We start from the raw sequence: 14,025 nt of genomic DNA on the forward strand, positions 1-14,025 counted from the left end.
CGACCGGCGCCGGGACCGGGTGGTCCGGGTCGTCCACCTGGACGCCGCCGGACTGCCCGAGGACGGTGACAGCGCCCTCGACGTACTCCCCGCCCTGCCGCGACCCGCGAACGGCGCGACCGAGGTGCCGCCGCCGACACGCGAGGAATGGCACCGCCTGGGCAGTACCGACGGGCTCACCCCCGCCGTGCTCGACCAGCTCACCGCGCGCGCCCTCCCGCAGGCCGCCGCCACTCTCACCCAGCCGCTACGGCTCTCCGAGAGCGCCGCCCGCATCCCGAGAACCGGTGTCCTGTGCCCGGCCGACGGCTCGACCATCGACCGGCTGCGCTGGATGGCGTCACTCGGCGACCCGCGTCTGGGCCTGCTCACCGCGCCGGGCAACACCTTCCTCGAAGTACCCACCGGCCACTGGCCGATGCTGTCCGAGCCGGAGCTGCTGGCCAAGGCCCTGCGGCAGGCGGCGGCGGGTGAGGGGGAGAGCCTCGCACTCCCCGCGGGCCATGTACCCGACCATCTCCGGCCGTTCGTCCTCGACGTGCCGGAACGGCCACGGGAGCGCCGGGAGTGTGTCGACCTGTATCTTCCCGACGGCCAGGAGGCCCGCCCCGCAGTGGTGTTCGTGCCCGGCGGCCCGCTGCCCGCCGGTGTCAGGCCGACCCCGCGAGACTGGCCCACCTTCACCGGGTACGCCGCACTCGCCGCCCGACTGGGCGCGGTGGGCGTCACCTTGGACCACCGGCTGCACACGCCGGACGACCTCGCACGCGCCGCGGAGGACGTGGCCGCGGCGGTCGATCTCGTCCGCGCACACCCCGGGGTCGACGGTGACCGGGTGGCCCTGTGGTTCTTCTCCGGCGGCGGCCCGTTGGCGGCCCCCTGGCTGTCCGAGCCGCCGCCGTGGCTGTGGTGCCTCGCGGCCAGCTATCCCCTGTTGGAACCGATTCCGGGCCACGGCACGGACGGCGACCGGTTCCGTCCGGCGGCAGCGGTACGCGGTGCGGGGAACCTGCCGGTCGTCCTCACACGCGTCGGGCTGGAGGACCCGATGCTCGACGCGACCGTGGAGCGCTTCCTGGACGCCGCCGGCGAGTGCGGCGCCGAGGTGGAGGTCATTTCCGCCCCGCACTGCCGACACGGCTTCGAGACGCTGGACCGCACCGCGGAGGCGCGTGCCGCCGTACGGGAGGCGATGGGCCGGGTGCTCGGCCATCTGGAGGCCTGATCCGAACCCGTTGGGGGGCGTTGGAGAATGTCTCCCTGTCCGCCGGGCCGAGACCTGGGCCGGGACGCTTGCGGCGCAAGCCGCCCCCCGACGAACACGGAAGAGGTGTGATGTGACGGACGCCCTGGATCTGGCCCTCGCCCAGAAGGTGCTGGCGGCCCAGCCGTTCAGCAATCTGCTCGGTGCCCGGTTGGTGGCCTTCGGGAACGGTGCGGCGACGCTGGAGCTGGACATCCGTGACGATTTGCGCCAGCAGAACGGCTTCCTGCACGGCGGTGTGCTCGCCTACGCGGCGGACAACACGCTGACGTTCGCCGCCGGCACGGTCGTGGGCGCGCGACTGCTGACCGCCGGGTTCACCATCGACTACCTCCGCCCCGCCGGGGGCACGCTGCTACGGGCCCACGCCCAGGTCGTTCGGGCCGGCCGGTCCCGTGTCGTGTGTCGCTGTGACCTGTCGGTCCTGGACGGCACAGGCAAGGAAACCCTCTGCGCGGTGGCGCAGGGGACCATCGCCGTACCGGAGCCCGCGCGGGGGCCCGAAAGCGCCAAGTAAGCGTCTTCAGAAGCGAGTTCGAGCATCGGGTGTTGACAGTTGTGTGTGACGGTCGCACGGTGGGAGCGCTCCCAAGGTAGGTGCACGGTCCAGTGCCGGGCACCGTCAGCGCGATGCCGTACCCCCACCCGCTCACCGTGACCTTCAGGAGACCCCCATGTCCTCCCGTAGAGCCGCACACCCTTCCGCCCCGAGACGCGCGGCCGTGCTGGCCGCCGCCGCACTTCTCGGCGCGCTCTCCCTGAGCGCCGTGCCGCAGCCCGCCGCTGCCGCCGCCAAGCTGGACAATCCCTACGTGGGCGCCAAGCCCTACGTGAACCCCGACTGGTCGGCCAAGGCCGCCGCGGAGCCCGGAGGTTCGGCGGTGTCGGACCAGCCGACCTTCGTGTGGCTGGACCGGATCGCCGCGATCAGCGGCACCTCCGAGGCCCGCGGCCTCAAGGCCCACCTCGACGCGGCGAAGGCGCAGGGCGCCAACCTCGTCCAGCTCGTGATCTACGACCTGCCGGGCCGGGACTGCGCCGCCCTGGCCTCCAACGGTGAGCTGGGCGCCGACGACCTGGGCCGCTACCAGAGCGACTACATCGACCCGATCGCGGCCGTCCTGGCCGACCCGGCGTACGCGAGCCTGCGCATCGTCAACCTCATCGAACCCGATTCACTGCCCAACCTCGTCACCAACGCGGGCGGCACGGCGGGCTCCACCCCCCAGTGCGCCGCCATGAAGGCCAACGGCAACTACGAGAAGGGCGTCGGCTACGCCCTGCACAAGCTCGGGGCGCTGCCGAACGCCTACAACTATCTCGACGCCGGACACCACGGCTGGCTCGGCTGGGACTCCAACCTGGTCCCGTCCGCGCAGGAGTTCAAGAAGGCCGCCACCACCAGCGGCGCCACGGTGAGCGACGTGACGGGCTTCATCGTCAACACGGCCAATTACTCGCCCACCCGCGAGCCCTACGTCAAGATCACCGACACCGTCAACGGCACCACCGTGCGGCAGTCGAAGTGGATCGACTGGAACCAGTACGACGACGAGACGACGTTCGCGCAGGGGCTGCGTTCCGCGCTCGTCGCCCAGGGCTTCGACAGCGGCATCGGCATGCTGATCGACACCTCCCGCAACGGCTGGGGCGGCTCCGCGCGTCCGACCGGTCCCGGCCCCTCGACCAGCGTGGACGCCTACGTCGACGGCGGCCGGATCGACCGGCGCATCCATGCCGGGAACTGGTGCAACCAGAGCGGTGCGGGCCTCGGCGAACGCCCGGCGACCGCGCCCGACACGGGCATCGACGCGTATGTCTGGGCCAAGCCGCCGGGCGAGTCCGACGGCGCCAGCCAGCCCCTCGACAACGACGAGGGCAAGGGCTTCGACCGGATGTGCGACCCGACGTACGCCGGGAACGGGCGCAACGGCAACAACCCGACCGGGGCGCTGCCGGACTCGCCGCTGGCCGGACACTGGTTCTCGGCGGCGTTCCGGCAGCTGCTCGCCAACTCCTATCCGCCGGTGGGTGGTTCGGGCGGCGGAAGCGACACGCAGGCGCCGGCCGCGCCCACCGGGCTCGCCGTCTCCGCGACCACGGCCGACAGCATCTCCCTCACCTGGCGAGCGGCGACCGACAACACCGGTGTGACCGGGTACGACGTCTACCGGGCCGGCACCAAGGCCGGCAGCGTCACGGGGACCTCGTACACCGACACGGGCCTGACCGCCGCCACCACCTACACGTACACCGTCAAGGCCAAGGACGCGGCCGGGAACGTCTCGGCGGCTTCGGCGGCCGTCTCCGCCACCACCAAGGCGTCCGGTGGGGGAGGCGGGCCGACCGGGCTCAAGGCGCAGTACAAGAACAACGACTCCTCGGCCGCCGACAACCAGATGAGGCCCGGCATCCAGCTCGTCAACTCCGGCTCCGGCGCCGTCGATCTGTCCAAGGTGACGGTCCGCTACTGGTTCACCGGCGAGTCGGCCTCGGCCGGCTACCAGACGTGGTGCGACTACGCCCAGCCCGGTTGCTCCACCGTGAGGACGGCTGTCACGACGCTCCCGGTGGCCCGCACCGGCGCCGACCACACCCTCGACGTCACCTTCACCTCCGGCTCGCTGGCCGCTGGGGCGAGTACCGGGGATCTCCAGCTTCGGCTCGCCAAGGCGGACTGGTCGAACTTCGACGAGACCGACGACTACAGCCGGGGCACGGGCACTTCCTACGCCGACGCCCCCAAGGTGACCGTCTACGTCAACGGCACGCTCGCCTGGGGCGTCGAGCCGTAGACCGTGTCCCCCCACCCGCACCTACGTAGGGAAGGAGATCCCCCGTGCACGTGAAATCCCGCAAGTCGCGCCTCTTCGCGGCCGCCCTCCTCCTGGCCGCCGGTCCGGTCACCGCCCTCACCGCCGCCACCGGTTCCGCGCACGCGGACGCCCAGGTCTGCGAACAGTTCGGCTCGGTCACCACGCCCGGCGGCTACGTCGTGCAGAACAACGCCTGGGGCACCTCCGCCCCGCAGTGCGTGACCCAGGTCGGAGACGGCTTCCGGCTCACCCGCGCCGACGGCTCCGTGCCCACCAACGGCGCCCCGAAGTCGTACCCCTCGATCTTCGCGGGCTGCCACTACACCAACTGTTCGCCAGGCACGAAGCTCCCCAAGCGGATCGGGAGCATCGGCGGCGTGCCGACCGGCATCGCCTACCAGTACGTCGGCGGCGCGGTGTACGACGCCGCTTACGACATCTGGCTGGACCCGACGCCGAAGACGGACGGCGTCAACAAGACCGAGATCATGATCTGGCTCGACCGGACCGGCCCCGTCCAGCCGATCGGCTCCACGACCGGCACCGTCTCCCTGGCCGGGCAGACCTGGGACGTGTGGCGGGGCAGCAACGGCCAGAACGACGTGATCTCGTACGTCGCCCACTCGTCCCTGACCGGCCTCCACTTCGACATCAAGCACTTCATCGACCACACCGTCTCCCAGGGCCTGGCCACCCCGGACTGGTACCTCACCAGTATTCAGGCGGGCTTCGAACCCTGGGAGAACGGAGCGGGGCTGGCGGTCACGAACTTCTCGGTGGACGTCGACTGACCCTCGAGGAACGGGACACACCGACGACCGCGCCAGGGCGAGGGGGACCCGCCCCGGCGCGGTCCGTCACGCGGCCGGGAGCCACTCCGGGCGCTGGGAGCCGCGGGGGACGAGGATCTGGCGGTAGGCGCCGGGCGGCACCCCGTCGCTGGTCAACATGACCTTCGTCAACAGGCCGGACGCGGACGCGGCGGTCCTGCGGCTGCTGGAGCTGATCACGCGGCGCACGGCCGGGTGATCGGCTCGGGTGGGGAGCCGCCTCACGCCTGGCCGGGCGGCGCCCACGGATTCGGAAGGGGCGGCGGGGCCTGGAGGGCGCCACGGAGGGACTCCCTGAGGGTCTTCGGCGGCGCCTCCTTCTCCTCGTGGGTGTGCATGAGACGGGCCGTCGTCACGCGTATGCGGGCCTCGCGATGGCGCTGCCGCACGATCACCACCCATGCCCCGTCCTGGGCGAGCAGAGCGTGGCGGGCCGGCTCGTCCCCCGGCTTGGCGTGCCGGGCGATGGTGTCAGGCATGTAGTGCAGGGCCGCGTCCTCGGCGGCCGCGAGGGCCTGCGCCTCGCCGCCCTCGATGTGATGGGTGCCCGTCAGCATCCAGCGGTGCAGCTTCAGTTGCTTGCCATCGACGTACTCCGTCACTCGCGTGTCCTCCTCGATGAGGACGTACCACTCAGCAGTCATGCCTGGGACCCAGCCGATTTCTTCCAAGGACGCTCTTGAGCAGCGCCAGGACGACGTGTCCCGCGCGGCTCCGCCATCCTGCCAGGTAGATCACCAGCCTGGGTGGCCTGGGGAGAGTCGAGAATATTCGTTCTCCTGTAACAATCTTGCGCAGCTCGATGGACTTCATTTCCGTGCGCTTCTAGCTTTCTTGCGTCCGCTCACCCCACGAGCCCTGAGGACGCACACCCATGACTGCACCCCCGAACGGCAGATCCCTGCGCCGTACCCTGGCGGCGACCGTGTCCATGGCGCTGGCCGCGGCCGGCACGCTCGTCGCCGTGGCCCTCGCGCCCGAAGCCCACGCGGCCGGAGTGCCCGCGCCGTCACCGGTCGGGATATCCGGCCGGGGCGCGGCCGTCCCGTTCAAGGAACAGGAGGCCGAGTACGCGGCGACCAACGGCACCCTCATCGGACCGGATCGCCTCTACGGCCACCTCCCCTCCGAGGCGTCCGGCCGGCAGGCGGTGACCCTGGACGCGCCGGGCGAGTACGTCGAGTTCACCTTGACCGCGCCGGCCAACGCGATGTCGTTCCGCTACTCGCTGCCCGACAGCGCGGCCGGCACCGGGCGCGACGCGAGCCTCGACCTGAAGATCGACGGCAACCAGCTCAGGTCCGTTCCGGTGACGTCCAGGTACGGCTGGTACTACGGGGGTTATCCCTTCAACAACAACCCCGGCGACTCCAACCCCCACCACTTCTACGACGAGACCCGTACCCTGCTCGGCTCGACCCTGCCGGCCGGAACCAAGGTGCGCCTCCAGGTGTCGTCCACCAGCGCCTCCCCGACGTTCACCATCGACCTCGCCGACTTCGAGCAGGTGGGCGCGCCCATCGGCAAGCCGTCCGGTGCGCTGGACGTGGTGAGCGACTTCGGCGCCGACCCGACCGGCGCGGCCGACTCCACCGCCAAGATCCAGGCGGCGGTCGACGCGGGGAAGGCGCAGGGCAGGGCGGTCTACATACCGCAGGGCACTTTCCAGGTGCGGGACCACATAGTGGTCGACCAGGTGACCTTGGCGGGCGCGGGCCCCTGGTACAGCGTCCTCACCGGCCGCGACCCGGCGAACCGGGCGAAGGCCGTGGGCGTGTACGGCAAGTACGCCAGTCAGGGCGGCAGCAAGAACGTCACGCTCAAGGACTTCGCCATCCTCGGGGACATCCGCGAGCGCGTCGACGACGACCAGGTCAACGCCATCGGCGGTGCGCTGTCCAACTCCACCGTGGACAACGTGTGGCTGCAGCACACCAAGTGCGGGGCCTGGATGGACGGTCCCATGGACAATTTCACCATCAAGAACAGCCGCATCCTGGATCAGACCGCGGACGGCGTGAACTTCCACATGGGTGTCACCAACTCCACGGTGACCAACACGTTCGTCCGCAACACGGGTGACGACGGACTCGCCATGTGGGCGGAGAACATCCCGAACGTCAAGAACAAGTTCACCTACAACACGGTGATCCTGCCCGTCCTCGCCAACAACATCGTCACGTACGGCGGCAAGGACATCACCATCTCCGACAACGTGATGGCCGACACCGTCACCAACGGCGGCGGTCTGCACGTGGCCAACCGGTATCCCGGTGTCAACTCCGGTCAGGGTACGGCCGTCTCCGGTACCACGACAGCGGCCCGCAACACCCTGATCCGGGCCGGGAACAACGACTACAACTGGCAGTTCGGGGTGGGCGCCGTCTGGTTCAGCGGGCTCAATGAAGCCCTGGACGCCACGGTGAACATCACCGACACCGAGATCCTCGACAGCTCCTACGCCGCGATCATGAACATCGAGGGCGCGACGAAGGGGCTGCACTTCGAGAACGTCCGGATCGACGGCGCCGGCACCTACGCCCTTCAGATCCAGGCGCCCGGCAACGCCTCCTTCACCAACGTCACGGCCACGCACATCGCCCAGTCCAACCCCATCCACAACTGCGTGGGCTCCGGCTTCGTCATCGCCCGCGGCACCGGCAACAGCGGCTGGTACGCCGACCCGCCCGCCTGCACGGGCACCTGGCCCGACCCGAAGTGGACCAACGGGGGAGTGCCCGGCGGCGGCCCCACCACCCCGCCGACCGATCCGCCCACCGATCCTCCGGCCGACCCGACCCTCAACCTCGCCAAGGGCCGCCCGGTCACCGAGACGAGCCACACCGACGTCTACCCCGCCACCAAGGCCGTCGACGGCGACGCCAACACCTACTGGGAGAGCGCCAACAACGCCTTTCCGCAGTCCCTCACCGTAGACCTCGGCGCGGCGCAAGCGGTCAAGCGCGTCGTCCTCAAGCTGCCCCCGGCGGCGGCGTGGGCCACCCGTACCCAGACGCTGAGCGTGCTCGGCAGCACGGACAACTCCAGCTTCACCACGCTGAAGCCGTCGGCGGGCTACACCTTCAACCCGTCCAGCGGGAACACGGCGACCATCTCTCTCGGCGGCACCGCGACCCGCTACCTCCGCGTGACCGTCACGGGCAACACGGGCTGGCCCGCGGCCCAGCTCTCCGAACTGGAGGCGTACACCGGCTGACCGGCCACCGGGCGGGCGGGGGTGTGCTCCCTGCCCGCCCGCTCGTCCGTATGCCGGTGGACTGGCGGGCCAGGTCGGTGGCAACGTCGTCGACCGTGACGAAGCAAGGGTTTCTGGCGTTGGCGCCGCAGTACACCACGACGTCCGAGCTGCTCTCGGCGGCGGCGCGGCGGCGGGGGATGGAGGTGGAGGTACTCGGGGGCGCCGGCACGCCGAGGCCGGGCGCCCACTACTACGGGGGCCCCGGCTTCGCGGCGCGCGTCGCGGACGACCTCGGGGTCGCGCTCCTGGAACCGTCCGACGACTGGCTGACGGCCTTGCCGTACGAGTACACGGGACGACACATGGCCATGTCGACTCTGAGCCAGGCGCGCCGCTTGTCCCGGTCGGCCTTCGTCAAGCCACCCAGAGAGAAGAGCTTCCCGGCCGCCGTCTACCCCACCGGCGCCCACCTCCCGCCCGGGCCGGACGCCCCCGTACTGATCAGCGACGTGGTGACCTGGGCGGCGGAGTTCCGCCTGTACGTCCTGGACGGCGAGGTCCGCACGGGCTCGCAGTACACCACCTTCGGCCGCCTCGACGCCGCACCCCTGGAGGGCCACCGGCACGAAGCCGCCGTCCGCGCGTTCGCGGCCGATCTTTTCTCAGCGTGCGGAGACGGCCTGCCCAGCGCGGTGGTGGTGGACGTCGGCCTCCTGTCGACCCCCGAGCCCGGCGCCGAGTGGGCTGTGGTCGAGGCCAACATGGCCTGGTTCAGCAATTGCTACGCCGCCGACCCCGACCGCGCCCTGGACGTCGTCCTGCACTCCGCCGGCCCACGAACGGCGCTGGCCGACCGGGACCACCGGTTCTGTCGCCCCACCGAGGACGCCGCCCCGGCCGGCTGAAGCGCCTCCTCCGATACGGCACCCACCTGCGAACGGCTCCCCTATGCTCGCCGGACAGTTGGCAGGGACTTCACTCGGGGGGCACGAGCCGCATGGCCGACGAGATCAAGTACGAGTACAAGACCGTGCGGGCACTCCGACCGACAGCGCGCAAGCCGCGGTGGCGATGGTCGTCGATCGTCTTCCACCAGGCTGCGGCCCGGCCTTCCTCGGCGATGCGGAGCAACTGACTGCCCACGAGAAGGCTCAGGACACCAGGTAGGGGAGGCCCACGCCCGCACTGGACGCCTTCCTGGCCAAGTACCGCGACCGTCAGTTGTTCTGACGCGAACCCGGCACGGCCTGGGCGATGGCGTCGACGGCAGCCCAGAAGGTTTCCCGGTTCGCCCCGGCATGAGCCAGAAGCGCTTCGCGCACGGCGCGGGCGTGCGCGGTCCGGGCGGCGGTCAGCGCACTGCGGCCGGCGTCCGTGGCAAGGATGACGCGACGCCCGCCCGGGCTGTCCTCGCGGTTCACCAGACCGCGCTCGGCCATGCGGGAGAGCTGACGCGACAGCCGGGCCCGCTGCCAGTCGAGCATGAGCCCCAGTTCGTGCTGCGGCATACGGCCGCCGCCGTTCTCGATCAGTCTCGACAGGATCGAGAAATCCGGCAGGGACAGGGCGGAGGCGCTGTGGATCTCGTGCGCCACGGCGGCGTTGACGGCCTCGTTGGCCCGCTTCCAGGCGATCCACCGCGCCATTTCGGCGTCGTCGAGCGGTGCGGTCATGTGCTCACCGTACGCTCCTGTTTCCATGTAAACGCGCCGGGCGTACCCTGTTTACATGGAAACAGAGGAGTGCGCGCACCATGTCCTCATCACCGGTGGCAGCGCGGGGATCGGCCTCGGCCTGGCCACCCGCTACCTCGAGGCCGGCCACCGCGTCCTGGTCACCGGACGCGGCGCCGAGAAGCTGGCCGCCGTCTCCCGAGGGCTGCCCGGCCTGGAGACCTTCGCCAACGACATCGCCGATCCCCGGCAACGCGAGCAACTGGCCGCCCACGTACGTGAGGTCATGCCGGACCTGGATGTCGTGATCAGCAACGCCGGAATCCAGCGGCGGGTCGGGATCGCGGCGGACGACACCCCGTGGGCCGAGACGCAGCACGAGATCGACGTGCTGCTCGCCGGCCCCGTCCACCTGGCCCGCCTCCTCACCCCGCACCTCCTTGGCCACGGCCGACCGAGCGTGTACGTCAACGTGACCTCCGGCGGTGCCTTCCTGCCCCAGCCGTTCGCGCCGCTCTACAGCGCGGCCAAGGCGGCCCTGCACAGCTACACGGTCAACCTGCGACACGCCCTGCGGGCCACGCCGTGCCGGGTGGTGGAGCTGGTCCCCCCGGCCGTGGCCACCCAGCTCGCCGGTCCCGGCCCGAACCACGGCGCCGATCCGGACGAGTTCTGCGACACCGTCTTCCCCCTGCTCGACGGCTCGCACCCCGTCGTCGGGTACGGCCCCACCGCACAGCCGGACTTCACCGGCCGTGTAGCCGCCGAGCACCGCGCCTTCGAGGCGGCCGCGCCCCGCTTCGACGTACCGCTCTACCGGCCTGACGGCACCGTGGCGGCCCAGGCGTCCCCGTCGTCGTCCCGCTCGTGGTGAGGGAGCGCTGTCAGCCCAGTTGCTCGGCCAGGCCGACGATGACCCCCTCCGGGCCCCGGAGGTAGCAGAGCAGATAGCTGTCCTCGAACCGGGCGATCTCGCCCACGAGTTCGCCGCCGTGCGGCCGCAGGCGGGCCACGGTGTCCTCGATGTCGTCGACGGCGAACATGACGCGGTGCGTGCCCAGGATGTTGTGCGGCCGGTCGCGCGGCCCACCGTCGATCGCCTCGGGGCTGCGGTACTTCGCCAGCTCCAGCCGGCTGTGGCCGTCCGGGGTCCGCAGCATCGCGATGTCGCAGTGGACGCCGTCGAGTCCGGTGCACTGGTCGGCGAAGCCGCCCCGTACCTCCCCCCGGCCCTCCAGCTCCATGCCGAGTTCCACGAAGAACGCGACGGCGGCATCCATGTCCTCCACCACGATGCCGACATTGTCCATCCGCTGAATCGCCATGCTGCCTTCTCCCTCTGCGTAGGACCGGGCCGGCCCATGACCGAGCGCCCCACCCGGAACGTATCCCCGGATGGAGCGCCCGACCCAGACGGCGCACCCGGTGGCCAGCCGGGGACCACCGTGTCGCTCGTACTCGGCTGCCCCTCGCCCGACGCGTTCCAGGCGCACACCAGGATCACGTACTCGTGGCCCGCCGTGACCCCGGTGACCTCGGCGGAGCGGGCGGCGGCCGGGTAACCGATGATCCGGGAGCCATTCGCCGGGGTGCTCTTGTCGTAGACCGCCACCCGTTCGCCGTGGACCTGGGCGCGGCCGAGGAGCGAGATGCGCTGGTGCCTGGAACTGGGATGGAGCCAGGGCACCCGCTCCGGCAGCTACGGATCGACGGCGGCGGCCGCCCGTTCCGCACCGGAGCCGTGGAGTGGCGCCCTCAGGTCCGGACCGTCAGGTACTGCCAGCCGCCCCAAGTGCTCACGTTGGTCGTGTCCTTGGAGCTGCGGACGTACTCCGAGCGGACCCGGAACCTCTGGCTGACCGCGTTCGAGAGGCTCAGCCGCGAAGACACGGCGCTCTTGGAACCGAGCGTGAAGCAGGCCGAGGTGTTGAGCGTGTGCCAGGCACCGCTGTAGTACCGCTGGGCCTGGAACTTCACGCACTGGCCGGACTTGTCGGGCGACACGGTCGTGGTCACCGTCGGCCGTGTCGTGCGGTGGTAGACGCGGTAGGTGGTGCCGCTGTACGTGGTGCTCGTGTAGTAGCCGCTCAGCGCCTGTGCGACCTTCACCCGACCGCTCACCGCATGGGTGGCCGTGGCCGGGGCGTAGCGGTGGTCACCGGCGTAGGAGGCGGTGAACGTCGTGTTGCGGGTGAGCTTGTAGGTGATCCTCAGGTTGCCCTTGCTGTCCACAGTGCCCGTCTTGACCAGCGTCTTCCTCCCACCGGCGGGCGTCGCCCACAGCGAGACCGTACGGCCGTCGTACGTGGTGCCCAGGCGGGCGGTGACGGTGGCCGTCGCGCCGTAGGCGTAGGTCGAGGCGTCGGCGGCCACGGACAGGCTCGTCGGGGTGCGCGAGACCTGGACCGTCGCGGAGGCGGTGGCGGCCTGGTGGCCCCCGTCGCCCGCGTAGTCGACCGTGTACGTGTTGGCGCCGCCGGTGGACGGGGTGTCCTTGACGGTGATCGTGCCGTCGGCGGCCACGGGAGCCTTCCACGTCACGGGCGTCGTGATGTGCGCCGCGTCCGTGCGGGTCACGGTGACCGTCTCGCCGCCGCCGTACGGGCCGTCGCCCAGGCGGGCGTCGAAGTTCAGCGCGGCGCCGCGCGTGGCGGTCGCGGGGGCCTTCAGGGTGAGGGCCGGGGCGTAGGGGGAGATGACGGTGCTGATGTCGTTCGCGCCCGGCTGGTGCGTGGTGTCGCCCTCGAACGACAGGCTGTAGGTGAACCGTCCGGCCGTACCCGGGTCGTCGGTGACCGCGAACCCGCCGGTGGCGGGGTCCAGCGGGGCGGCCGGGAGCGGCGTCGACTCGTGGGTGTCCTCGTTCGTCCGGGTCACCCGGACCGCGGTGCCCTGGTCGAAGGGGCCGCGGCTCAGGTCGGTCATGACCGTGCCGGTGAAGGCCACCTTGTGCGGTGCCGCCGAGCTGAACTCCGGGTACGGGACGGTGGTCCCGATCCTGGACACCCACACCTTCAGCGAGGTGGTCGCGGGCCGGTGCGTGGCGTCGCCCGCGTACGACACCTCGTAGCCGTAACCGCCCTCGTCCTGGCGGGTGTCGGCGATGGCGAACGAGCCGTCCGCGCCCACCGTGGCGTCGGGCAGTTCGGTGCCGTCGCGGGTGACCTTCAGCGTGGCGCCGGCCGGCACGAAGCCGTGGCCGCCCACCGTTCCGTTCACCGTGAACCGCTGGGCCGGAATCGCGTACGGCGAAGGGGAGTTGAGGGTGAGTTCGGTGTCCGTGAGCTTGGCGTCGCCGAGGACGTCGAGGGCGTAGGAGCCGTCGGCGCGGGTGACGGCGTAGAGCGTGCGGCCGTCGGCGCCCCAGGCGAGGCCGTCAGGGGCGACGGTACCGGCCGGGAAGGTGAAGTGGTTCTCGGCGATCGAGTCGCCCGCGTACACGTAGGCGCCCGCGCCCGACCCCGCCGGGGCGCCCAGGGCGATCGTGCCGTCGGAGTCGACCGCGACGGCGTCGGGGGAGGAGTTCACGCCGCCGGTGTAGTACCCGTGGGGCGTGGCGTCGCCGAGGTCCGCCGTGCGGTACACGTACACGGACGCCGACTGCGGAACGAGCAGTCTCGTGCCGTCCGCGGTGACCTTGACCGGGCCCGTCGCGGCGCCGCCGAGGCCCATGTCGGCCTTGGGGGCGGGGGTTCCGGAGGAGACGTCGTAGGTGGCGACGAGGGTGGTGTAGGGCTGGGCGCCCTGGACCGCGAGCACTCCGCCGCCGGTGCTGAGGAGGGGGGCGGCCGACCAGTGCGGCATGCCGGGCTGCGGGGTCGGCGCGGGCGCGGCGGGGTCCAGCGAGCCGACGGTGCCCTTGCCGTCGGCGTCCGTGTAGCTGTACCAGACCTTGCCGCCGGCCATGGCGACGGAGACCGGGGCGCTGTCGGTGCCGGTGTCGACGCGGCCGGTCTCGGTGAGCGTCGCCGTGTCGATGACGGCGATCGCGTCGCCGTCGCTCAGGGCCGCGTACAGAGTCCCGCCGTCGGCGGACAACGCGAGGCCGTCGGCGCCCTGCTCGCCGTCGACGGTGCCCACGGGGTTGCCGGACAGGTCGGTCACCACGATGCCGGTCGTGCTGGCGCCCTGGCTGAAGAAGAGGTGCTGGTGCGCACCGTCGACCACCATGTGGGCGTAGTGCGACAGGGGCAACGCGTTCGCGCCGTCGGCCTCACCGGCCCCCTCGCCCGGGCCGACGGCG

Annotated in this window: 11 protein-coding genes and 1 pseudogene; 7 read left to right on the top strand and 5 right to left on the bottom strand. The window is 71.3% G+C overall.

Annotation, left to right across the window (positions count from 1 at the left end; genetic code table 11):
• The 4 genes and pseudogenes from CCN33_RS19175 to CCN33_RS19190 form a co-directional block, all read left to right on the top strand.
• A partial coding sequence (locus CCN33_RS19175; RefSeq protein WP_086694805.1) for a dienelactone hydrolase family protein occupies positions 1-1,225 on the top strand: 1,225 nt, incomplete at its 5' end.
• A gap of 112 nt (positions 1,226-1,337) precedes the next feature.
• Positions 1,338-1,781, top strand: coding sequence for a PaaI family thioesterase (locus CCN33_RS19180; protein WP_086694806.1), 444 nt, complete (start codon positions 1,338-1,340; stop codon positions 1,779-1,781).
• 157 nt (positions 1,782-1,938) lie between these two features.
• A complete protein-coding gene (locus CCN33_RS19185) occupies positions 1,939-4,059 on the top strand; it encodes a glycoside hydrolase family 6 protein (RefSeq protein ID WP_086694807.1) in 2,121 nt (706 codons plus the stop codon).
• Between the two features lie 44 nt (positions 4,060-4,103).
• Positions 4,104-4,868: pseudogene (locus CCN33_RS19190) on the top strand (GH12 family glycosyl hydrolase domain-containing protein); the annotation flags it as partial.
• A 69-nt stretch (positions 4,869-4,937) separates the two neighbouring features.
• On the opposite strand, the gene CCN33_RS32120 reads toward CCN33_RS19190, so the two are convergent.
• Both CCN33_RS32120 and CCN33_RS19195 read right to left on the bottom strand, forming a co-directional pair.
• A complete protein-coding gene (locus tag CCN33_RS32120; RefSeq protein ID WP_167387901.1) occupies positions 4,938-5,090 on the bottom strand; it encodes a hypothetical protein in 153 nt (50 codons plus the stop codon).
• Between the two features lie 41 nt (positions 5,091-5,131).
• Positions 5,132-5,554, bottom strand: a complete 423-nt coding sequence (locus CCN33_RS19195) for a hypothetical protein (RefSeq protein WP_086694809.1) — start codon at positions 5,552-5,554, stop codon at positions 5,132-5,134.
• Positions 5,555-5,784: 230 nt separating this feature from the next.
• Here CCN33_RS19195 and CCN33_RS19200 point away from each other — a divergent pair, with 230 nt between their 5' ends.
• On the top strand, positions 5,785-8,127 hold the full coding sequence (locus CCN33_RS19200) for a galactose-binding domain-containing protein (protein WP_086694810.1): 2,343 nt from the start codon (positions 5,785-5,787) through the stop codon (positions 8,125-8,127).
• A gap of 50 nt (positions 8,128-8,177) precedes the next feature.
• Complete coding sequence (locus tag CCN33_RS19205; protein WP_086694811.1) at positions 8,178-9,014, top strand: ATP-grasp domain-containing protein; 837 nt, start codon at positions 8,178-8,180, stop codon at positions 9,012-9,014.
• A gap of 312 nt (positions 9,015-9,326) precedes the next feature.
• On the opposite strand, the gene CCN33_RS19215 is transcribed toward CCN33_RS19205, so the two are convergent.
• The gene (locus tag CCN33_RS19215) at positions 9,327-9,782 is read right to left on the bottom strand and encodes a MarR family winged helix-turn-helix transcriptional regulator (protein WP_167387902.1); all 456 of its coding nucleotides are present in this window, start codon (positions 9,780-9,782) and stop codon (positions 9,327-9,329) included.
• Positions 9,783-9,837: 55 nt separating this feature from the next.
• On the opposite strand from CCN33_RS19215, the gene CCN33_RS19220 reads away from it, so the two are divergent.
• Complete coding sequence (locus CCN33_RS19220; RefSeq protein ID WP_086694814.1) at positions 9,838-10,656, top strand: SDR family NAD(P)-dependent oxidoreductase; 819 nt, start codon at positions 9,838-9,840, stop codon at positions 10,654-10,656.
• Positions 10,657-10,666: 10 nt separating this feature from the next.
• On the opposite strand, the gene CCN33_RS19225 is transcribed toward CCN33_RS19220, so the two are convergent.
• Both CCN33_RS19225 and CCN33_RS32125 read right to left on the bottom strand, forming a co-directional pair.
• Positions 10,667-11,107 carry a VOC family protein gene (locus CCN33_RS19225; protein WP_086694815.1) on the bottom strand — a complete coding sequence of 147 codons (441 nt, stop codon included), beginning with the start codon at positions 11,105-11,107 and terminating at the stop codon, positions 10,667-10,669.
• 430 nt (positions 11,108-11,537) lie between these two features.
• A partial coding sequence (locus tag CCN33_RS32125; protein ID WP_086694816.1) for a beta-propeller fold lactonase family protein occupies positions 11,538-14,025 on the bottom strand: 2,488 nt, incomplete at its 5' end.

Origin of the sequence: Streptomyces recifensis (genome assembly GCF_002154615.1) — a bacterium.
GTDB classification, from domain to species: domain Bacteria; phylum Actinomycetota; class Actinomycetes; order Streptomycetales; family Streptomycetaceae; genus Streptomyces; species Streptomyces griseoluteus.

Bases quoted from the DNA above. Each gene is read 5' to 3' on its own strand.
- CCN33_RS19200 (WP_086694810.1), top strand. From the start codon at position 5,785: ATGACTGCACCCCCGAACGGCAGATCCCTGCGCCGTACCCTGGCGGCG.
- CCN33_RS19220 (WP_086694814.1), top strand. From the start codon at position 9,838: ATGGAAACAGAGGAGTGCGCGCACCATGTCCTCATCACCGGTGGCAGC.
- CCN33_RS19205 (WP_086694811.1), top strand. From the start codon at position 8,178: ATGCCGGTGGACTGGCGGGCCAGGTCGGTGGCAACGTCGTCGACCGTG.
- CCN33_RS19195 (WP_086694809.1), bottom strand. From the start codon at position 5,554: ATGACTGCTGAGTGGTACGTCCTCATCGAGGAGGACACGCGAGTGACG.
- CCN33_RS19215 (WP_167387902.1), bottom strand. From the start codon at position 9,782: ATGACCGCACCGCTCGACGACGCCGAAATGGCGCGGTGGATCGCCTGG.
- CCN33_RS19185 (WP_086694807.1), top strand. From the start codon at position 1,939: ATGTCCTCCCGTAGAGCCGCACACCCTTCCGCCCCGAGACGCGCGGCC.
- CCN33_RS19225 (WP_086694815.1), bottom strand. From the start codon at position 11,107: ATGGCGATTCAGCGGATGGACAATGTCGGCATCGTGGTGGAGGACATG.